Source organism: Nemorincola caseinilytica, from assembly GCF_039540515.1.
GTDB classification, from domain to species: domain Bacteria; phylum Bacteroidota; class Bacteroidia; order Chitinophagales; family Chitinophagaceae; genus Nemorincola; species Nemorincola caseinilytica.
This window is the reverse complement of the sequence record NZ_BAABFA010000008.1, coordinates 360,571-381,854: the sequence shown is the minus strand read 5'-3', so window position 1 is coordinate 381,854 and position 21,284 is coordinate 360,571. Positions and strand designations below refer to the sequence as shown.

Here is a 21,284-nt window from a genome sequence, read left to right as displayed (position 1 = left end):
GGCACAATACCCTATTTCCCACTGGCGCGGGTCTGGGGCGTGGCCCAGCGCGATGGCCGACCCGTGTCCCATAAAAGAACCGATCTGTGATCGGCAAACGAACTGAAGTATGTCTTTGCATGAAATACGCTTTCCCTATTTTTGACACACTATGCTTACCGTTAACTTCACACCCTTTCCCGAGCTTGTTACAGAGCGGCTGGTGCTGCGCCGGGTGACGCATGCCGACGCGCCTGAGATACTCTTTATTCGCAGCGATGCGCAGATGATGGAGTATGTGAAACGCCCTATATGCGCCAATATGGACGAGGCAATAGCCTTCATAGACCGCGTAGACGGCACTATAGACAGCAACGACTGCATATCGTGGGGTATTTGCCTGCGAGAGGACAGAACAAAGATGATAGGCACCACCGCCATATGGCGCCTTATGAAGGAGCACTACCGCGGCGAGCTGGGTTATGCACTAATGACACAGTACCAGGGCCGTGGCCTGATGCAGGAGGCCCTGACAGCCGTGTTGAACTATGGCTTCGGCACCATGGGGCTGCATACCATAGAGGCCAATATAGACCCGGGCAATACGGCATCGCAGAGGGTGCTGGAGCGTTGCGGCTTTGTACAGGAGGGCTACCAGCGCGAGAACTATTTCTATGAGGGAGTATTCTACGATACGGCCTGCTTTGCCATCCTCACGCCGCTCAAGGGATAGTTGGCACAATTATTGTGCTATATATATTCCAAGTTATCCCCTTACTTACGCTCCGCTATTTGAAAATAATGCCCTGGCTCATCTTTGTAGCATATACAACAGTATATGTGTGCAGAACCAGAACGAAACATGTCCCCGAAGCTCCGTCCACGGTCTTTTCCGGCAACATGCAGTAGTCTTTCCTACTCCTTTATACTGTACCATCGGCTGCATTCTGCGGCCCTTTTGCGGTTTTTGGCATATCGATAGAAAATGCCAATTATATTTCTTATTTTGCAGTCTGTATATTTTAAACTAAAAATACCTATATATGTATTTGAGTGGTACAAAATGCATGGCCCTTTCCATGGGCTGTATCCTGTCTTTGTCTGCCCTGGCAAAGAATGCCGTACCGGTAGCGGGCCAGGACCTGCAAAAACCCTTGTCTTTCATAGAGAACAAAGGCCAGCTTGTAGACAATAACGGCAAACCGCTTACTGCCATTCAATATAAGATGTCCACTCCGGGTATGAACCTTTATATAGGCAATGGTCAACTGCACTACCAGTTCAGGAAGCTGGTAGACCCTAAGGCCGAGATACCAGTGTTCAAGACCTACCGTATGGGTGTAACACTCCTAGGCACCGACCCTCATGCAAAAGTAGTGGCCAGCGATGCCAAAGAATACTACGAGCAATACTACACTGCGGGCGCCAACGGCATCACCGCGCACTCCTTCGGCAAGGTCACTTATCAGAACGTATACCCCGGTATAGATTGGGTATTGTATATAAAGGGCGATAATGTAGAGTACGACTTCGTAGTGCGCCCCGGTGCAGATGCAAGCCTTATAAAGCTGAAATATGATGGCGCTACCTCGCTGCGCCTGACGGCCGACGGCGGCATAGCTGCAGCTACGCCCATGGGCCGTATACAGGAGAAAAGACCCATAGCATATGAGCATGCCACAGGCAAGGCCATAGCCGCCAACTTCAGGCTGAATGGCAATGTACTGAGCTTCCATGCTGCCAAACACAATGGTACACTGGTGATAGACCCTGTGATACAGTGGTCTACCTACTTTGGCGGTGCCAATGAAGATGTGGCCACCTGCGTAAAGGTGAGCCCGGGCAATAACGTATACATAGGCGGTTATACCGCATCTACGGGTCTGGGCTTTACCATCGGTATGCCCAATGCCCCATACAGCACTGTATTCGGGGGCAACTATGATGCCTTCATATCGAAGTACGACCAGAACGGCGTACGCCAGTTCACCACCTACTTTGGTGGTACCGGCAACGACCGTGGCACCTGCCTGGCCACAGACGGTACAGCAGCGGCCATATACCTAGGCGGCTCTACCACAGGCTCTGCGGGCCTTGCCACAGGCGGCGCCTACCGTGGCGCCAACAGCGGTCTCATAGACGGCTTTATCTTCAAGATAAACAACAATGGCGCCAGGCAGTGGAGCACCTACTATGGTGGTCCCGGCAACGACTACATAAATGGCATAACGCTAGACCCGGCGAACAACGTATATATCACCGGCCGTACCGAGAGCGCTACGCTGATAGCCACTGCTGGTGTGTTCCAGGCGGCGCGCAGCGGCTCTGCCGATGCCTTTGTGGCCAAGTTCAACGGTCCTTCGGGTACGGGTACCATCATGTTCTCTACCTACTATGGCGGTACCGGGGTGGATGAGGGCTACTCTGTGGCCTGCGATGCTACCAATAACGTATACATTACCGGCCAGACCACCAGTATAACCAACATAGCCACAGCGGGCGCACACCAGGCCGCACTCAGCGGCGCCAACGACGCCTTTATAGGTATGCTGAACACTACAGGTACTACCCGCTCATGGGGTACTTACTTCGGCGGCCCCGGTACCGATCAGGGCGTGCAGATGGTATGCCGCACCGCTACCGGCGACCTGGGCATTGTGGGCTATACCACTAGCACATCAGGCATAGCCAGCACCAATGCACAGCAGACCACCTATGGCGGCGGTACGCAGGATGGCTTTGTAGCGCAGTTCACCACTGCGGGTGTACGCAGGTGGAGCACCTATATAGGCGGCCCCGACCTGGACTATGCAGAAAGCATTTGCCTTGATCCTCTGGGCCATTTGGTAGTTGCAGGCGGTACGCTTAGCACTACAGGCATAGCCACTCCCGGCGCACTACAGACCACTATCGGCGGCAACTTCGATGCGTTCTCGGCAAAATATACATCTACGCTGGGCCAGAAGATATGGGGATCGTATTTCGGCAATGCGGTCAACGACCATGCACTGGGCATAATATGCGGCACCGGCGGCGATATACTGATGGCAGGCCGTACGGCCAACATCACAGGCATAGCCACTGCAGGCGCAGCACAAACGGCCTATGGCGGCGGCGCATACGATGCCTTCCTTACCAAGTTCCGGATAGATACTTTCGCCCTCATCAACCAGCCTTATATAGATACACTGATATGCGCAGGCGGTACGCTGACGCTGCCCTATGCTGTGAACATCAACTTCAGGGCGGGCAATACCTTCACCGCACAGCTTTCTAATGCTGCAGGCAGCTTTGCTGCCCCTGTTAATATAGGTACGGCAGTATCGTCCACATCGGGCAATATCACCTGCACCATACCTGCGGGCACACCGGCAGGTACGGGTTACCGCATACGCATAACAGGCACGGCACCTGCATACATCTCTCCCGACAACTTCAAGAACATAGCTATTGTGGCAGCACTGCCCGCTGTGACCATTACATCGAACAGCCCCGTATGCGTAGGCAATACACTGGCGCTGAGCGGTACGGCCACATGGTCTATCTCCAGCTATTCGTGGAGCGGCCCGGGTGGTTTCGCGGCAGCCACGGCCAGCACTACCCGCCCGGGCATGACCCTTACCGATGCCGGCGTATACACCCTTACCACCACGCATAATGGCTGCCCTGCCAATGTGAACACCGTGAACGTAGTGGTGAACAACACCACACCACCCGCACCGGTAGCCGCGGCCAGCACCGTGAACTGTAATGGCGGCACCCTCTACCTCTTTGCCGATACTGGTATAGTGACCACAGCCACTTATGCATGGACAGGCCCTGCGGGCTTCTCCTCTGCCCTGCAGAACCCCACAGTAAGCCCGCTGAGCGCTGCCAACGCAGGTATATACTCTGTAACAGATACTGTAGATGGCTGCGTATCGCTGGCCACTACCATAAATGTGACCGTGACGCCTAACACACCTACGGGCATCACCATATCGGTAACGCCCAACGATACTATATGCGGCGGCACACTGGTGAATTTCTCTTCCATGCCGTTCAATTCGGGTGTATCACCCCTGTTCCAGTGGAAGGTGAACGGCATGCCTGTAGTAGGCGCACTGTCTACCACATGGGCATCGTCCTCGCTCACCGATGGCAATATCATCACATGCGAGATGACAAGCGATGCAGACTGCCCTGCACCTGCCGTGGCCGTAAGCAACCCCATAAAGATGAATGTGATAGCGAACGAGCTGATGGTATATATATTTGCCAACCCCGGCGTATCGGTGAACCCGCATGACAGCGTGGTATTCACATCGGCGGTATACAATGCGGGCATAGCACCGGGCTACCAGTGGATGCGCAACGGAAGCGATATACCCGGCGCTACCAATACTACCTATACACTGCACAATGTGACGGTATACGATACCATATCGCTCACCATCACACCTACCATGTCTTGCGTAACGCCTGCAATAGGCAGAAGCAATGTACTGGTAGTGCATCCTAACACTGCAGTTGCAGGTGTGGCACCAGAACTGAGCAGCATAGAGGTATTCCCCAACCCCAACACGGGCACCTTCACCCTGAAGGGCAGCATAGCCGGTGCAGATGTGAACGTGCTTTCTATAGCTGTGGTAAATGCCGTAGGCCAGGTGGTACTGCGCGACCAGGTACAGGTGCAGAACGGCGCTTTCACCAAAGCAGTAGGCCTGAGCGACCTGACGCCCGGTATATATATGCTGCAGCTGAGCACCGATGGCCTCAGCAAGACCATCAGGTTCTCTGTAGAGAAGTAATTCAAGCACTAACAAGACTACCGAAACGCCCGGCTTTGTGCCGGGCGTTCTTTTTGTGTATAGACTGTACCTCTCCCCTGCCCCCTCTCCGAAGAAGAGGGAGATACTATCTACATCCTTTTTGCCCCCATACATCCGCTGTGTGCTACCATAGGACGGTCGCTTACCACCATAATGAATAAGGGCCGCCATATGGCAGCCCTTATAACTATCTGATATTTTGGTGCGATTATGGGAAGATACCCAGCTCTTCGTAAGACACACCAACTTTGTTGATGGCCACAGTGAAGGCGGCTGTACGCATATCTACAGAGTTATCAAGGCTCAGAAGCGCCTCGCGTATCTCATGGTAAGAGCCTATCATAGTGTCTTCCAGGCCAGAGTATACCAGGTCTACTTCATCGGGGCCATGGAGCAGTTGCTTGCGCTCTATGTCAGTTACCCTTTTGCCTGTAAGACCTTCTACGGCCTGCAGTATAGATGTGTTCTGGTTCTCGCTGAAACGCTTGTCCATACGGCCAAAGCGTACATGGCTCAGGTTCTTCAGCCACTCGAAGTATGATACGGTAACACCACCTGCATTCAGGTACATATCAGGCACCACTATGGCACCTTTTTTGTTCAGTATCTCATCGGCCTCGGGGGTCAGCGGGCCGTTAGCGCCCTCGCCTATTATCTTGGCCTGTATACGCGCAGCATTCTCGGCGTTCACCACGTTCTCAAGCGCTGCAGGTATCAGTATGTCGCAAGGCTGCTCCAGTGTAGCGCCGCTGCTAGGCATATTGGTAGCGCCGGGGAAGTTGAGTATAGAACCTGTGGTCTTGCGGTGTTCTACCACTTTGTACACATCCAGGCCTTTTTCGTTGTAGATACCGCCCTCATATTCGGCCAGACCTACTACTATAGCGCCATTATCGTAGAAGAACTTGGCAGCGTGGTAGCCCACATTGCCCAGGCCCTGTACTATCACCTTCTTGCCTTCTATGCCTACAGGCAGGCCCAGCCTCTTCATATCTTCGGCAGTGTTGCACACCTCGCGTACACCGTAGTATACACCCAGGCCGGTAGCCTCGGTACGGCCACGCACACCACCCTGTGTCACAGGCTTGCCGGTGATACATGCCAGTGCATCTACTTCGCCGGGTTTCAGAGAGGCGTAAGTATCTACTATCCAGCTCATTTCGCGGCCACCTGTACCGTAGTCAGGTGCGGGAACGTCTATGCCGGGGCCTATGAAGTTCTTCTTCACCAGCTCGCTCGCATAACGGCGTGTTATTTTTTCCAGTTCGAAAACAGAGTAGTTCTTGGGGTTGATCTTGATACCTCCCTTAGCGCCGCCGAAAGGCACGTTCACTATAGCGCATTTGTAGGTCATCAGGGCAGCAAGCGCCATCACTTCGTCCTGGTTCACATCCATGCTGTAGCGTATACCGCCCTTGCATGGCAGCTTGTGGTGCGAGTGCTGTACACGATATGCTTCTATCACCTCGATGTTGTCGCCGATGCGAACAGGGAATTTCATACTGTATACCGAGTTGCACACTTTTATCTGCTGAAGTATGCCTGGTTCAAAGCGGGTGAATTTCGCCGCCTTGTCGAAGTTGCGCTCAACGCCCTGGAAAAAGCTGTAATTTGTGTTTCCCACGTCTTTTAAGATTTTGTTTGTGTAAATGAATCTATCTTGAAATATTTATTTATTGTTTTTCCTTTTCTAACCTCGTGATCTTGCGGTCGAGATATATGAGGTATGAGAAGATCCCCGCAAATATAGTAGCTAATACAACAACAACAACGTATATTTTCCCTTCGGCCCTCATCTTGTCGGCCATCTCTGTTTCGGCGAAAGCCCCCTGTACCGAGGCGAGCAACAGGGCTAAAATGGCGAATATCTTCCTTGTCATTGTGGTCGCTTTAAAAAATACTATTCCTTTTGTGATCCAATAGTGCTATGCGTATCCTTACCGATGCTATCCAGCAGCCCAGCAGTATCCAGCCGGCATTGGCAGGCCAGAAGACCAGGCGCATACCGCTGTCCAGGTCGTACTTGGCAAAGGCAGGGTTGCCGCCATTGCCGGGATGCAGGGAATCGACCATACGCGGCAGTACGAATATGAGCGGGAACATCATGGCAAATGCAAATACATTGTATACCGCGCTGATGCGGGCACGCTTCTCTTCGTCGCGCATGCCGCTGCGTAGTATGTTGTAGGCAAAATATATGAGCATGCACATGGCAGTGCACAGCTGCTTGGGGTCGTTGCTCCAGGCTGCGCCCCAGGTATATTTTCCCCACTCCATACCGGTGAGCATACCCAGTATGCTGAAGAGAATGCCTACATTGGTGAGCTGGGCCGCATAGATATCGTCCTGCAGCCTGCCGCTACGCAGGTATTTGATAGAATAACCGAAAGCGCCCGAGAATAGCGCTATCATGGTGAACCACATGGGTACATGGAAGTAGAGGTTGCGGATGGTCTCGTTCAGTATATCCAGCCGGGGCACAGGCATAAGGAACCCGGCGACTATAGTATATATCACCAGCAGGCCACACAATATCTTCCACCACCATTTGCGCATACGCTTTTTTGAAAGACGGTGCAAAAGTAGTGGTTTTTGTATAGGAACGATCTATTATTAAAAATGCATTATCTTTCAATAAAAAAGCGCCGGGCAGCACAAGAAGCAAGGTGCATCTGGTAACCTCCATCGAAATGACCTACACATCATGGTAAAAGGAAACGGAACAAAAGACAGCCCCTGGCAGTTGCAGACACCGCCGGGCACATCGGACTACACCATATACAAGGATGATGAGAAGAATGTACTGGTATGCACAGTAGGCAAGACAGTACTGCACTACGACCCTCGCTGCATCAACGACCTGCACACCATGCTGAAAGAACATGGCGACTGGATGGAACTAGGTAGCGCCGATGAGCAAAAACCTGCCAAAGAAGGCACCGTAGAAGCATGGGGGCGATGGGAGAAGAACCCCGTAGGCGGCTGGTATGGACTGAAGAAAGGGCTGCGCGGCAGGTTCGGTATGTATATACCACCACTTATGGAAGCCCTGGGCCTGGCCGAACTGGAGCACAACCCCAAGAACAACCGCATGAGAGCGAAATGACCTGTGCCCGGTCTCTTTTTCTTATTTACCCACATATTCCATGGCGGCCTTTGCAAAGCGTTCCCATTGGGCCGCATGTGCGTAGGGCACCTGCACCCACTCCTTCATGGCGCGCCCCTTGCCCGAAGGGTCGAACAGATGTGCGCCCTGCAGCGCCATGGCCTCTTCATGCACGTTCCCTGCCAGCTTGAAGACCATCTCCTGCTGAAAAAAACATACGAAAGCCTTGCCATTCACTTTGAAGCAAGGCTTGCTTTGCAAGGAGCTAAAAGTACTATTCTGAAAAATAAAATGCCTATCATTTTCGAATTCGAACAAGAATTTCAGGAGCAATTCGGCACCACTTTTCAAGACTATGTAAACTTCGTGGATGAGATCGGTTATAAATTTGCAGAAACCGTAATGGATATCAATTTCTTGGTAATTCCCAAATAGAAAAACTGGATTACATACATCACCTCTGGTATTATACTGCAATACGACCACAAATCGATGAGCATGCAAATGTCATTGCCAAGTAGCTCATCATATAAACGAGCATTTGACTCGTTCGACTCTACTTCATATGTATACACTACCATGTCCGGTCTCGTTTCAAACAGAGCCCATTACAGAGGCAAATAATAACTGCTATAGCCTTTAGATAAAGACACAGATCGTAAAAGCACTTTATAAGGTATTTTTAATGTCTAAAAAACATTAAAAATACCTTAACTATATATTCCCGAACTTTAGAGAACTAAAACCGACCACACTATGACAGACCTGAATGAACAGCTAACACGACTGACCGAAGATGAAAAGACACTGCTGCTGAAAGCGCCCGTACTGATATCTATACTGGCAGCTGCCGGCGATGACCACCTGAGCGAGAACGAGAAAGCAGAGGTGGTACGGCAGGCACACCTGAAAACATTTACCAGCGCCGATGTACTGCACCCCTACTATGCCGAGGTGGACCGCCACTTCCAGCAAAATTTCGACAGTGCGCTGTCGACCTATGTACCATTCGATGAGCAGAAACGCGAAAGCCTGACCCGGGAAGCAGACCACATAAACCGGATAATAAGCAAACTGGACAAGGACCTTGCGAATACGCTACGCAAAAGCCTGGGCGACTATGGCCGCCATGTGAAATATGCCGACAGGAAATTCGTTGGCAACTATATTCTGCCCTTTACCTCTTCCTGACATTCTATCTATACCACTCTAAAACTCTACTGTATGAACACTGCTATAGGCATCTACAACGACCACGAGCTGGCTGTGGCTGCCGTACAAAAACTAAAAGATTCGAACTATCCGCTGGATCGGCTGACCATCATGGGAAAGGCCGAGACCGAAGTAGTGGACGAAGAGATGCACCTGGTGCCGCGTAACCCCATAAACCTGGCAGGTGTAGGTACCGGCACCGCTATAGGTACCGCACTGGGCATACTTACAGGCGTGGGCATCTTTGCCATACCGGGGCTGGGCTTCCTGTATGGGGCAGGCGCACTGGTGGGCGCCATAGCCGGTTTCGACTTCGGCCTGATAGGCGGGGGCATAGCATCCGCCCTCACCACCATAGGCGTGAAGGACGAGAACGAGCAGAAATACCACAAGGCGCTGGAGGCAGGCAAATTCCTGCTGATAGTACACGGCAGCGAAGAAGATGTGAACAATGCACGCGCCATATTGCACCTGCATGGCACGCACAACGACATTACCTACTACCCCCGCAGGGCATAGCGTAGCGCCTGCATTTTCGTATCTTCGGTACCATGCCGCAAAAGATGGTATTGGTAATATTGTGTGTTATGAGCGCGCTCACATGTGTGGCGCAAGCTCACGGGCCGCGCTATACTACTACTTTCGTACCTGCAGAGCATACTCTTTTTGCCGACGACCTCTCGCTTTACAGCACCACACTACCCGCAGCCAAATGGCAGAGCCCCGGGTACAATAGAGCTCCCGACAAAGGCAGCTCCCATGCATCTGTATATATGTATATGGCCAGGGATGGCGCAATGCGCCCCGTAATAACGAATGCAAGACCGAACGCCCAATATGTGACCTTCGAATGCGACCTGTGGCTTGTTTCGCCAAAAGCATCACAGCTCATCATCAGCTTTCCCGATGAGCGTGGGTACGAACATAAAATAGGTATAGACGACTATTGGATACACCAGCGACTATTGGATACACCAAGTATGGGAGGGTGCACTATCGAAGGGTATAGACATAATAACCCCTGTGCGCAAGAGCAAACAAGATATCTATGATATAAACCAATGGCACTGCCTGGCCATATCGGTATCGAAGCAGTATATCAATATTTTCGTGGATGGCAGACATGTGTGGAGCATAGGCCACGATAGCCTCTCTACCAATAATGGCGCCTATGTTTTCGATGGATACTTTCCCTCCTCGTTCACCATCAGTGGCCGGTCGGTGATAGGCCTCAGGCATGTACACCTCGCGCAGAGCGATGCAGTACCACCAGACCAATTAGTAGACATACACACCTTTGATACCTTGCTCACGGGCAATACCTTCGTAACGCACGATATACTCTTCGAGACGGGGAAGGCAGATATACAAACAATAAGCGCAGAGTACCTATATACACTGGTACAATGGCTAAAGCTGAACCCGGCTATAAAGCTGCAGGTAAGCGGCCATACCGATAATGCAGGCCCCGATGCCGCGAACATGACGCTATCGCAAGACAGGGCAACGGCAGTGGCCGCCTACCTATCTGCTGGGGGTATAGATAAAAACAGGCTCACCTGCATAGGCTATGGCGAAACAAGACCACTGAACCCCAATGACACCGAAGAAGGCCGTGCCATTAACCGCCGGGTAGAGCTGCGAAAGCTATGAAGCATGGCGCCATATCTTTATTATTGCAAATAACTGATACATCACTGTATGAACCTGGACAAACTACGCACACTCTGTATGTCTATGCCCGGCGCTACCGAAGGCCTGAAATGGGAAGACCATATATGCTTCATGATAGGGGAGAAGATGTTCTGCATCACATCGGAAAGAGGGGGTGTGAGCCTGAAGACATCGGACGAGGACTTTGAAGTGCTTACGGAGCGCGACGGTATAATACCCGCGCCCTATATGGCGCGCAACAAATGGGTGTACATAGAGCGCTATACTGCACTGAAGCCTAAAGAATGGGAACATTATGCAGGTACGGCCTACGACCTCATTCGTGCCAAACTGCCAAAAAAGGTGCGCGAGGCATGGCCGCCGCGGCAATAGCTCACTTCATAATAGGTATGCGGCAGGCCTGTATCTCGGGGTCGCGGCTCAGCAGCTCTATATTGTCCAGCGCATCGTTCACATTGGGGTATTTTTCCATCACCTTCAGCATCACACATTCGCAGTAGGTCTTTGCCTTGGCAGGGTCGTCTATCCATGTGCGGGCATCGTCCATGCATGCATCATAAAAGGCATCCTTATTCTCCTGGTGCCAACCTGCATTGCACGATGCCAGTAGCAGGGCCAGTGGCAGTATGGGTATCATTCTTTTCATGTCGGGGGTAATGTAGTGTAAAATTAAGGCTTTTACACCGAGCCTGCGCCTCTTCCATCAGCGACGTGCAGGCCCCATGGGTGGAAACTCCTTATCGCTCTTGCAGCCACGCACCTTGCCCATTTTCCATGCCTTCATATCGGCCTCATACTCAGGTTTGTTGTGCTCTGTGAGCGACTCATTGTCCAGCGTGCTCAGGTCGGGCTTGCCGGCGTTCACCCATGCAGTGTACCAGCAACTGGCGGTGAACTGGATAGCGCTGCGCATCTGCCGCTCTACCATACCATCCAGCAATTCATGATACACATGTGCATACTCATAGGTATGCACGGGTTGGCCATACTTGTTCTTCTGCGGGTTGCCATCGGCACCCATCACATATTGCCTGTCCTGCGGGTTATCCAGCTTCATTTTCTGCTCCGATGCCAGCAGGCGTGGTACAAGTCCATGACTGCTGTCTATGACGTTCCATGTGGCCTTTTCTATGTTCTTTATGTGTACTATATCGCCCGTATACAGCTTGTAGTTCCTGCCGAATATCTCCGGCAGTTGCGCCTCCCAGAAGGCATGTATACCATGCTGGCCGGTGGTCTGCCCATCGTGCTCTACTGTGGTGTGCAGGGGCATATGGGCATCGCCTATATAGTGGCCCAGCTCTGCCGCCAGGAAGAGTATCTCGGTCTTGCGCTTATTGCGAAAGGCCTCTGTGAGCTTCTTCATCATATCCTGTATGTGCCAGGGCAGTATGCCGTATTGCATCACCTCGTCCTTGCCATATCTGGCTATGGCGGCATCCAGCGTGGCAGGCAGGGCTTCCTTGCCATAGCCATACTTCTCCAGGTTTATGCAGTGGCGCGGGCCCTCACTTTTATCGCCCATGGTGTATTTGCGGATATCGGGCACAGTAGAGCCTTCTACTATGAAATCGGCATGGTTGTAAAAGAACATGCCCATCTCGCGCGGCAGTGCCATCACAGCGCCCTTGTTTATGTGGTTGTGGCCCCATACGCCCCAGCCATAGGCCCTGTGCGTGCTACCCGTCAATGCAATGGCAAGAGATGCTATTATGAATATCTTTTTCATAGAAGTATATGATAGTGTAAACATACTATTGTTGCACCATATACCATATAGCCGCACAGGGGTGTACAAAAATGTAATACAGGGAACTATGCCGCGCGCATCTTCTTTTGGCGCAGTGCCCATACCACCCATACCACAAGGGTGATGATGAGCAGCATACACAGCAGCAACAGCAGCGGGTGTACCGCCTGGAGAGCCCAGGCGCAGAGCATCACCGCCACATTGGTGCCTGCCAGCACACCTACAGCGCCGCGGTGAGAAAGACCGGCATCCAGCAGGTAGTAATGCAGGTGCAGCCTGTCTGCACGCAGGGGCGATATGCCCCGCAGCGTACGCAGGATGAAGACGCGCACTGCATCGTAGACCGGCAGCAAGAGCATGGCCAGCAGCAGCATGGTCATACCGAGATCGGTATGTATGTGCAGCGGAGTGGCGCTGACAACGGGTGTACTACCCATATACATGCAGCACACCGTGAGAATGAAAATGGTGAAACCCAGCAGCATAGAGCCTGTATCGCCCATGTAGATGCGGGCCGGAGGCCTGTTGAACCAGAAAAGCCCTGCCGTAGCCCCCATGATACTGAAGGATATACCCGCCAGGTAACGGCTGCCCATGAATGCGAAGAGCATACCCAGCACGCCGGTATACAGTATGGCCAGGGTACAGGCAAGGCCATCTATACCATCCATAAAGTTGAACACATTGATGAAGAAAGTACAGCAGAAAACAGTAAGGCCCACACTAACAGGATATGACAACTCATATATACCCAGTATGCCATGCAGCGATGTGATGCGCACATCGGCCAGCATGATGGCCACTGCCGATGCCGCCAGCTGCGCCACCAGCTTCTTCGACGGGCGCATGTTCATGATATCGTCATAGATGCCGGTAAAGAAAAGAATGACAGAGGCCGCTACGACAGCGAACCATGCCCGCTCTATGAAGAAAGCGGCCGTGGTGAGGTAACCTATGAATATGCCTATACCGCCCAGGCTGGGTATCTGTGCCCCATGTATCTTGCGGATATTGTCGGGTATGTCATAGAGCTTGCGGGTACGGGCTATGAAAATGATCTTGCGCACCGCATACACGCTGATGGCGGACGAACACAGTATGGCCAATATGTACTGGAAATATGTTGGTACTGTTTCGGGCATTGGTATGTATAACGTGTAGTGTACGGGTTTTATTTTTCTATAGGTATCGACGGGTAAAGGCATAGAGGTTGAAGTCGGGACGCGAGATGGCATCGGCTATACCTTCCCTTATATCGGCCATACTGATACCCTTCATGCGCTGTGCCTGAACGAGTTGCCAGCACTTCTCTGCCAGCAGGTGTACCCTTTTCTCCGGCACGGCATTCTGTGCCGCCAGGTAGGCGGTTATCTCTGCGGCCAGTTCCTGCAGCCCCTTTTGTTCGGTGGCTATGGTCTTTACCACGGGAGTCTCTGCACCACCATTGGCCCGCTCGTGCGCCAGTATGCGCAGGTTGCGGTATAGGCCCTCGGCGCCATCCCTGTCGGCCTTGTTCACCACGAATATATTGGCTATCTCCATTATACCCGCCTTCAGGGTCTGCACCTCGTCACCGGCCTCGGGTACCAGTGTCACCACGGTACAGTCTGCCAGGCCGGCTATCTCCACCTCGCTCTGCCCTACTCCTACGGTCTCTACCAGCACTATATCGAAGGGAGCCTCCTTCACCACATCGGTTATCTCTATGATGCGCGAATTGAGGCCACCCAGCGCCCCACGGGTAGCCAGCGAACGAATGAAGATATTGGGATGGGTATAATATTCGCTCATGCGTATGCGGTCGCCCAGCAACGCCCCGTAGTTGAAGGGGGATGAGGGGTCTACCGCTATCACGGCTATCTTCTTATTCTCTTTTAGCCAATGCGTGAGCAGGGCATTCACCAGCGTGCTTTTGCCTGCACCGGGCGGTCCCGTTATGCCTACTATGCGGGCATGGCGGTTCTCTGCCAGCTGCAGCAGCAGGTCCTCATGGCCATCCAGCTCGTTCTCTACTATAGTGATGGCGCGGGCTATGGCCCTAAAATTACCCTCCCTTACCTGCTGGTACAGTATTTTGATGTCGTTTCGCACTAATATCTGCTTTTCTGCGTTCCTAATTGATACCAGTATCTCTATCTTGTGAGCAAAAGTAACTTTCTAAACAATAAGATGTTAGACAAGTCGCGGGTGGCGATGATATGCATACTGGGCATGTTCGCCGGTTTCCTGGTATCGCGGGCTGCGCTCTCTGTATCTATGTTCCTCTTCGGGGTGAACGCCATACGGGATGTACCGCCGCGGCTGTGGCTCAAACAGAAATGGTGGCTGCTGGGCCTGAGCTGGGTGGGTATGTACGCCCTGTCGGGCCTGTGGAGCGACGACCTGCATGAATGGAACGACCATGTGCAGGTGAAACTACCCTTCCTGCTGCTGCCCCTGGCATTTGCACACCAGCCACGTTTTTCGCAGCGGCAAATGGAAGTATTCACTATGAGCGGGGCGCTCATGCTCATAGTGGCGGCATGTTACAGTATATCCATCTTCCTTAGCGATCCGCAGCATTATATACAAGAATATAAGGTGTCGCACATGCTGCCCACCCTGCCCAAAAAAGATCATATACGCAGCAGTATAGCATCGGCCCTCTTCATAGCGTGGTGCATATATGTGTGGCCGCGCCTGCAGCGGCGCAATATACGGTGGGTGGTAGGCATATGCATATCGCTGCTGATAGTGTACCTGCATGTGCTGGCCGCCAAAAGCGGGCTGGTATCGTTCTACCTCTTCGTGGTGGCATGGGCCATTTATCTATGCTTTGGCAAAAAGAAGCTACTGGGACTGGCCATATTGATAGCCATGCCCCTTGCGGGTATGCTGGCCATACGCATGATACCCACGCTGAAAGAGCGTGCCAACTATATAGGTTTCACTATTTTCATGTACAAGCACGGCAATGAGACCCACAACCTGGGCGATGTAGGCAGGCTGGTATCGTACCAACTGGCTACCGACCTGATAAAGGCCCACCCGCTGACGGGTGTGGGCGCGGGCGATATAAAGGGCGAAATGGACAAGCTGTATATGGAGCGCTACCCCAATATAGACGAGCGTAGCAGGCTCTTCCCGCACAACCAGTTCCTGACGGTGGCGGTGGGCTGCGGGCTGTTCGCTATGGCGCTGTTCGCTATATGGGTGCTGTGGCCGCTTACCAAGCTGCGGCGCAACAGGCAGAGCTTCTTCTTCTTCATAGTATGGCTGATACTGCTGGTGCAACTGATGATAGAGCCTGTACTGGAGGTACAGTTCGGGGTATTCGTATATGTGTACTTCCTGCTGCTCTTTCTGCAAGAGCTCACCAGCCCCGATGAGGCCACACCAGCCGCTACCCCCAAGCTGGGATAAAAAGCCTATTTTAGCACACGGCCACTACCGCACACATGCAGGCACTGAAAAAAGACATCTGGCTCATTTTGCTGCTGCTGGCATTGTCGGTGCCGCTGTTCTTTCTCAATGTGCACAACTCGCACTCGGCCGGTGGCGACGACTATGCGCTGTATATAAAAGAAGCAAAGAACATAGCTGAGGGCAAACCCTATTACTTATCGGACAATGTGTTCAATAAGCACAACGTACACTATTCCCCACCGCAGTACCCGCCGGGCTACCCGCTACTACTGGCACCTGTGGTAAAGATGTGCGGGATAGATATATTGCCGCTCTGCTACTTTAATACAGTAGTAGCGGCAATGCTGCTGCTGTGTTTCTTCTACTTCTTCCGCAGATACATGGGCGTCATACCCGCTACCTGTATGGCGCTGATGATAGTGTATGGCAGTGTGATGATGGGCCTGAAACAGACCATAGTGGCCGATACCACCTGCCTGCTCTTTGTAATGCTGTACATGGTGGTGCGTGCGGCAGAAAAGCAGAACTCCATACGCATGACACTGCTGGTGCTATTTGCTACCATGGCCATACTTTGCCGTACGCAGGCCGTACTGCTGCTGCTGGCAGAGGTGATATATCTTTTCTACGACACCATAAGGCATCGCAAGACAGCCACTACAAGATCTATACTTACCAGCCCCGGCATGGTTGCCATTGCGGGCAGCAATGCACTCCTGTTCATCTTGAACAAGACCATTTTCTATACCCCCAATTCCACATCGGTATTCTATGCGGCCATATTCCGCGATGCACTGCAAAAAGGCGCACTGACCGTAGTACGCGACAATGTGAATTTCTTCCTGGAGGCCATAAAGAGCTTCTTCCACTACGACACCGACAACAGCATACGCACGGCTATTGTGACCATAATGGAAAGTGCAGGGCTGGTGCTGTGCATCACAGGTCTTCTTATCAGCATAGCTAAAAAGATCAGGTTCACAGATGTGTTCTTCGTGCTCATGTGCCTGCTCATGCTGTTCTATCCTATTCACGATGCACGGTACTTTCTTCCTGCCATAGCGCTTGTGTACCTCTACAGCTATACGGCATTGCGCACAGTACTACCCACCATCACTACCATTAGGCCGTTGTATGTGGGCGTGGCCTTTGCGGGCATATACCTGTTCGCAGGGCTCAAGTATCTGCGCAGCACCACAGAGCCACCTGTGAATTATGTACCCGCACAGAACGACCACAACGCATTTGCATACCTGCGACAGAACGTAAAGGATGATGAGCTGATAATATGCGCCCGCCCGCGCCTGGTATCGCTCTATACGGACAGGAAATGCATCATACATGCATGGCAGCTACCTATGGCCGAGAACAAGCGGATATTCGACAGCATGAATGCGAAATACCTGCTGATAGCCTATGACATTGTAGAGGACTATTACCAACAATACCTGAACGAATACGATCATCCCGTAGATAGCACGGAAATAGCACCGGGATACAGACTGTACAAGATCAGATGATAGCTATACATTATCCCTTACCAGCGACAGCACACTGCCCTGGGTGGTCACCTCCAGCGTGTGCATGGCGCCCAGCACAAAGGCGAAGTTCACATCCTGGTGGCCTGCGGGAAAATTGAAACAAACGGGATAGTCGTACTCCGCCACTTTGTCGGCTATTATCTGCTCTATGGTCTGCCCGAAGGGGCGCGTGGTGTCCTGCATATCGGTGAAGCTGCCTATCAGCAAACCGGCAAGATGATCTAGCTTGCCTGCACGTTTCAGGTTCAGCAGCAGGCGGTCTATATTGTACAGGTGCTCGCCTATGTCTTCTATGAACAGGATCTTGCCCCTCGTATCTACCTCCGATGCCGAGCCAGTGAGGTGTGCCAGTATGGCCAGGTTGCCACCCGTAAGTATGGCCTGCGTTCTCCCCACCCGGTTGAACGGTGATGGCGGCATATCGTATACCATTGCCTCGCCCCTGAGCGCATGTAGTACCGATAGTATATGCGGCGCCTGTGCGGTATCGGGGTTAAAGGCCCCGCACATGGGCCCGTGTATGGTATGCACACCCAGCTTTGCCTGTATATGGCCATGCAGCACAGTTATATCACTGAAGCCGCATATCCACTTGGGTCTCCTTGCAAAGCCCGACAGGTCTAATCTATCTATGATACGGCTCATACCATAGCCACCACGCCCCATCAGTATGGCATCTATACCGGCATCGTCCATCATGCTTTGCAGGTCGGCAAGGCGTTCCTCATCCGTACCCGAGAAGTAGAAGTGCTCGCTGCCTACCGTTTTGCCCACTACCACGCGAAAGCCCCCCTGCTGCAGCAAGGTCACCGCATAGGCTATTCGTTCATGAGACACATAGCCCGCCGGGCATGTGATACCGATAACAGAACCTTCTTTCAGATATGGGGGACGCATTTCTTAATTATGAATTATGAATTATGAAGTATGAATTATGAATTATGAGTTATGAGTTATGAGTTATGAAGCTTGCAATTTGGAATTTGAACTTTGAGATCTGGAATTGGGTTCTTGGAATTTGCTATTGTGGCATTAGGCCCACCCATACCTCATCGCCTCGTACCTGTACAGGATAGGTAAATAATTTATAGCCCTCGCCACTGGTATTGCGGCCATTCACGGGGTCGAAGCGGTACTTGTGCTCGGGGCAAACGATGCGCCCCTGTGCATCCAGCCAGCCGGTGCAGAGGGGTACGCCTGCATGCGGGCATTTCGCAGCAAAGGCATATACATTGCCATGCCGCCTCAACAGGCCTATCTGCCTGCCGCCTGCCGTGGCCTCAGTAAGCTCGTTATCGCGCATGGCCGCCACAGATATCTGCTCTGCCATATGCCACTCGAACAGTGGACGTAGCGTATCGGTATCGTTCATATGATCACGGTTCGTAGATACTTTGTACGGGTACAAATGTAGCCTGTTGGCGGCATACTACACACCATGACAGCGGCGGCACAAACCTGCCAGATCATAAAAAAATGCTACTTTCAAGGCTGCTATAAGCAGCACCATATGGCAAAAAAACAACAACCGCAAAGGCAGCCTGTACAGCCCACGCCTGCACCTCAACAACCCCGCAAGACCGAACCCACTGCGCAGGCAATGCCTGCACGGAAAATGTCGCTGACACTAAAGCTGTCGCTGCTGCTGGGTGTACTCACCTTTGTCATATATTTCAATACCCTGCAGAACGGCTTTGTACTGGACGACACCATGGTATATGCCAAGAACACCATTGTGAACCAGGGCTTTGACGGCATACCCGAACTGCTGAAGACGCCCAGGCTCAAGGGCTTTGGCTACCTGAAGAATGAGAACTACCGCCCGCTATCGCTGGTCATGTTCGCTGCAGAGGTAGGCATGTTCGGCCTCAATGCCACGGCCGCGCACTTCTTCAATATCCTGTTCTTCGCGGTGTGTGTGATACTGTTGTTCCACTTCCTCAACAAGCTGCTGGAGGGCAAGACAGTAGTGGCCTTCATAGCGGCACTGCTATTTGCGGTACACCCCATACATACCGAGGTAGTGGCCAACATCAAAAGCCTGGACGAGATATTCTGTTTCCTGTTCGCCTTCCTCTCGCTCAACATTTTTGTCAGCTATATGCGCACGGGCAAGATATGGTGGCTGCTGCTGGGCCTTATTTCGCTCTTCCTGTCCTTCCTAAGCAAAGAGACCGTCATTACCTTCCTGGGCATTATACCGCTGGTGTTCTTCTTTTACATAAACAACGACAAGCGCAGGGCCATCTTTATGACGGCAGGTGCAGCGGTAGTGGCAGGCGTGTACCTGCTTATTCGCCACAATATCCTCAGCGACTATGGCGCCAGCACCAGCGCGGTAGAGTTCATAGACAATGCCCTGGTAGGCGCACCCAGCATGGCTATGCGCCTGGCCACTGCATTCTTCACGCTGGGTATGTATGTGAAGCTCCTCTTCATACCCCATCCCCTCATCAACGACTATGGCTACAATAGTGTGCCCTATGTAGGCTTTGGTAATGTGTGGGTGCTACTATCGGTGGTCATATATGTGGCCGCAGGCGTGGCAGGGCTGTACAGGCTCGTCAAGTACAAGAAAGACCCATGGGCCTTTGGCATACTCTTCTACATGGCTACCATAGCGCTGTTCTCCAATATCGTTTTCCTTATGGGTTCTGCCATGGGCGAGCGTTTCCTGTTCTTCGCATCGGCGGGTTTCTGCCTGCTGGCAGCACTGGCCATAGAAAAATGGATACTGAAGGCCGACATCAGCTACGACTCATTTGTGAAGAACAAGCTGGCATTGGGTATACTGATACCCGTTTGCCTTATCTTCTCTTACCTCACCTTTGCGCGCAATGCCGAGTGGAAAGATAATCCTACACTGTTCAAGACCGACCTTGCCAAGGCGCCCGAGAATGCCAGGCTGAACTACTACATTGGCAATGAGCTGGTAGAGAATGTACTGCCACAGGAAAAAGATACTGCCAAACGCCGCGAGATACTGAACGAGGGGATAGAACGCCTGCACAAGGCCATTTCCATATTTCCCCGCTATACCGATGCCTATACCGAGCTGGGCACCGCCTACCTGAACCTGCAGCGATACGACTCTGCAGAGGTCAACTTCAAGATAGCCATATCGCAGAGCGCATACCAGTCTATAGCGGCCAACAACCTGGGTACGGTATACCTGCGTACCAACCGGCCGGCCGAGGCCATACCCTACTATAAGCTGGCCATACAGATAAAGGGCGACTTCGTACAGGCCATGTGCAACATGGCAAGCTGCTACTCTGTCCTCAAGCAGTTCGACTCTGCTATACTATGGCTGAACCAGAGCCTGGCCATAGACCCCAACTATGCTGATGCCTATATGCAACTGGGCCTTGCCTACTACTTCAATAATAAGTATGCCGAGGCCGAACCATATTTCAGGAAGGCTATGGAAATGAACCCGACCGATGTGAACGCTGCCAACAACCTGGGCGCGGTATACCTCAATTCGGGCAAGCTACAGCAGGCCGCAGATATCTTCAAACAAGTGGTAGCGGCCAATCCCGGCTATGTGAACGCCTACTCTAACCTGGGGCATTGCTACTACCAGATGAAGCAATACCAGGCCGCGATAGACATCATCACCAGGTCGCTGCAGGTAGACCCGAACAATGTGAAGGACATACCCTATATAGCACTCTCCTACAAAGCCCTTGGCCGGATGGCCGAGGCCGCACAATACGAAGCGATAGCCAAAAAGTATTATCCCGATTTCAAGCTGTAAGGCCTAATGCGATAATGTGAAAGGAATGCGATAATGCGATGAGATC

21 protein-coding genes are annotated in these 21,284 nt (G+C 52.2%); 11 read left to right on the top strand and 10 right to left on the bottom strand.

Translation table 11 applies throughout. The features are described from left to right. Positions 1 to 151: 151 nt before the first annotated feature. Positions 152 to 712, top strand: a complete 561-nt coding sequence (locus ABD843_RS06520; RefSeq protein WP_345080305.1) for a GNAT family N-acetyltransferase — start codon at positions 152 to 154, stop codon at positions 710 to 712. A gap of 334 nt (positions 713 to 1,046) precedes the next feature. Next, entirely contained in the window at positions 1,047 to 4,769 is a 3,723-nt protein-coding gene (locus ABD843_RS06515) for a DUF7948 domain-containing protein (RefSeq protein WP_345080301.1), read from the top strand. Positions 4,770 to 4,998: 229 nt separating this feature from the next. Here the strand turns inward: ABD843_RS06515 and ABD843_RS06510 are convergent, their stop codons facing one another. The 3 genes from ABD843_RS06510 to ccsA are packed head-to-tail and all read right to left on the bottom strand — an operon-like array spanning position 4,999 to position 7,370. After that, positions 4,999 to 6,414, bottom strand: a complete 1,416-nt coding sequence (locus tag ABD843_RS06510) for a Glu/Leu/Phe/Val family dehydrogenase (protein WP_345080298.1) — start codon at positions 6,412 to 6,414, stop codon at positions 4,999 to 5,001. Between the two features lie 49 nt (positions 6,415 to 6,463). Further along, positions 6,464 to 6,670 (bottom strand): CcmD family protein, encoded by a 207-nt coding sequence (locus ABD843_RS06505; RefSeq protein WP_345080295.1) that lies wholly within the window; start codon positions 6,668 to 6,670, stop codon positions 6,464 to 6,466. Between the two features lie 10 nt (positions 6,671 to 6,680). Then, on the bottom strand, positions 6,681 to 7,370 hold the full coding sequence (ccsA, locus tag ABD843_RS06500; protein ID WP_345080292.1) for a cytochrome c biogenesis protein CcsA: 690 nt from the start codon (positions 7,368 to 7,370) through the stop codon (positions 6,681 to 6,683). Between the two features lie 124 nt (positions 7,371 to 7,494). Between ccsA and ABD843_RS06495 the strand changes: the two genes are divergently transcribed. Beyond that, positions 7,495 to 7,896: a DUF6855 family protein gene (locus ABD843_RS06495; protein WP_345080289.1), complete on the top strand. Its 402-nt coding sequence runs from the start codon at positions 7,495 to 7,497 to the stop codon at positions 7,894 to 7,896. 21 nt (positions 7,897 to 7,917) lie between these two features. On the opposite strand, the gene ABD843_RS06490 is transcribed toward ABD843_RS06495, so the two are convergent. Continuing rightward, positions 7,918 to 8,157, bottom strand: coding sequence for a hypothetical protein (locus tag ABD843_RS06490; protein ID WP_345080286.1), 240 nt, complete (start codon positions 8,155 to 8,157; stop codon positions 7,918 to 7,920). A gap of 495 nt (positions 8,158 to 8,652) precedes the next feature. On the opposite strand from ABD843_RS06490, the gene ABD843_RS06485 reads away from it, so the two are divergent. The 5 genes from ABD843_RS06485 (at position 8,653) to ABD843_RS06465 (ending at position 11,154) form a co-directional block, all read left to right on the top strand. Beyond that, positions 8,653 to 9,087 carry a hypothetical protein gene (locus tag ABD843_RS06485; RefSeq protein WP_345080283.1) on the top strand — a complete coding sequence of 145 codons (435 nt, stop codon included), beginning with the start codon at positions 8,653 to 8,655 and terminating at the stop codon, positions 9,085 to 9,087. 33 nt (positions 9,088 to 9,120) lie between these two features. Next, a complete protein-coding gene (locus ABD843_RS06480) occupies positions 9,121 to 9,627 on the top strand; it encodes a hypothetical protein (protein ID WP_345080280.1) in 507 nt (168 codons plus the stop codon). A 68-nt stretch (positions 9,628 to 9,695) separates the two neighbouring features. Then, positions 9,696 to 10,160: a hypothetical protein gene (locus ABD843_RS06475; protein ID WP_345080277.1), complete on the top strand. Its 465-nt coding sequence runs from the start codon at positions 9,696 to 9,698 to the stop codon at positions 10,158 to 10,160. After that, positions 10,132 to 10,761 carry an OmpA family protein gene (locus ABD843_RS06470; protein ID WP_345080275.1) on the top strand — a complete coding sequence of 210 codons (630 nt, stop codon included), beginning with the start codon at positions 10,132 to 10,134 and terminating at the stop codon, positions 10,759 to 10,761. The genes ABD843_RS06475 and ABD843_RS06470 overlap by 29 nt, the downstream gene beginning before the upstream one ends. 48 nt (positions 10,762 to 10,809) lie before the next feature. Beyond that, a complete protein-coding gene (locus tag ABD843_RS06465) occupies positions 10,810 to 11,154 on the top strand; it encodes an MmcQ/YjbR family DNA-binding protein (RefSeq protein WP_345080271.1) in 345 nt (114 codons plus the stop codon). A 1-nt stretch (position 11,155) separates the two neighbouring features. On the opposite strand, the gene ABD843_RS06460 is transcribed toward ABD843_RS06465, so the two are convergent. The 4 genes from ABD843_RS06460 to meaB all read right to left on the bottom strand — a co-directional run bounded on the left by ABD843_RS06460 (position 11,156) and on the right by meaB (position 14,623). Further along, complete coding sequence (locus ABD843_RS06460; RefSeq protein ID WP_345080268.1) at positions 11,156 to 11,428, bottom strand: hypothetical protein; 273 nt, start codon at positions 11,426 to 11,428, stop codon at positions 11,156 to 11,158. Positions 11,429 to 11,485: 57 nt separating this feature from the next. Beyond that, entirely contained in the window at positions 11,486 to 12,511 is a 1,026-nt protein-coding gene (locus ABD843_RS06455) for a zinc dependent phospholipase C family protein (protein ID WP_345080265.1), read from the bottom strand. 86 nt (positions 12,512 to 12,597) lie between these two features. Beyond that, positions 12,598 to 13,674 carry an MraY family glycosyltransferase gene (locus tag ABD843_RS06450; protein ID WP_345080262.1) on the bottom strand — a complete coding sequence of 359 codons (1,077 nt, stop codon included), beginning with the start codon at positions 13,672 to 13,674 and terminating at the stop codon, positions 12,598 to 12,600. Between the two features lie 37 nt (positions 13,675 to 13,711). Then, complete coding sequence (gene meaB, locus ABD843_RS06445; RefSeq protein ID WP_345080259.1) at positions 13,712 to 14,623, bottom strand: methylmalonyl Co-A mutase-associated GTPase MeaB; 912 nt, start codon at positions 14,621 to 14,623, stop codon at positions 13,712 to 13,714. Positions 14,624 to 14,701: 78 nt separating this feature from the next. On the opposite strand from meaB, the gene ABD843_RS06440 reads away from it, so the two are divergent. Together ABD843_RS06440 and ABD843_RS06435 are read left to right on the top strand one after the other, a co-directional pair. Continuing rightward, the gene (locus ABD843_RS06440; RefSeq protein ID WP_345080256.1) at positions 14,702 to 15,934 is read left to right on the top strand and encodes an O-antigen ligase family protein; all 1,233 of its coding nucleotides are present in this window, start codon (positions 14,702 to 14,704) and stop codon (positions 15,932 to 15,934) included. A 35-nt stretch (positions 15,935 to 15,969) separates the two neighbouring features. Then, positions 15,970 to 17,457 carry a glycosyltransferase family 39 protein gene (locus ABD843_RS06435; protein ID WP_345080253.1) on the top strand — a complete coding sequence of 496 codons (1,488 nt, stop codon included), beginning with the start codon at positions 15,970 to 15,972 and terminating at the stop codon, positions 17,455 to 17,457. Between the two features lie 3 nt (positions 17,458 to 17,460). Here ABD843_RS06435 and ABD843_RS06430 read toward each other — a convergent pair whose 3' ends face one another. Further along, positions 17,461 to 18,375, bottom strand: a complete 915-nt coding sequence (locus ABD843_RS06430) for a S66 peptidase family protein (RefSeq protein ID WP_345080250.1) — start codon at positions 18,373 to 18,375, stop codon at positions 17,461 to 17,463. A gap of 124 nt (positions 18,376 to 18,499) precedes the next feature. Further along, positions 18,500 to 18,850, bottom strand: a complete 351-nt coding sequence (locus ABD843_RS06425; protein ID WP_345080247.1) for a Rieske (2Fe-2S) protein — start codon at positions 18,848 to 18,850, stop codon at positions 18,500 to 18,502. Between the two features lie 1,392 nt (positions 18,851 to 20,242). Here ABD843_RS06425 and ABD843_RS16380 point away from each other — a divergent pair. After that, the gene (locus ABD843_RS16380; RefSeq protein ID WP_425575681.1) at positions 20,243 to 21,238 is read left to right on the top strand and encodes a tetratricopeptide repeat protein; all 996 of its coding nucleotides are present in this window, start codon (positions 20,243 to 20,245) and stop codon (positions 21,236 to 21,238) included. Positions 21,239 to 21,284 lie beyond the last annotated feature (46 nt).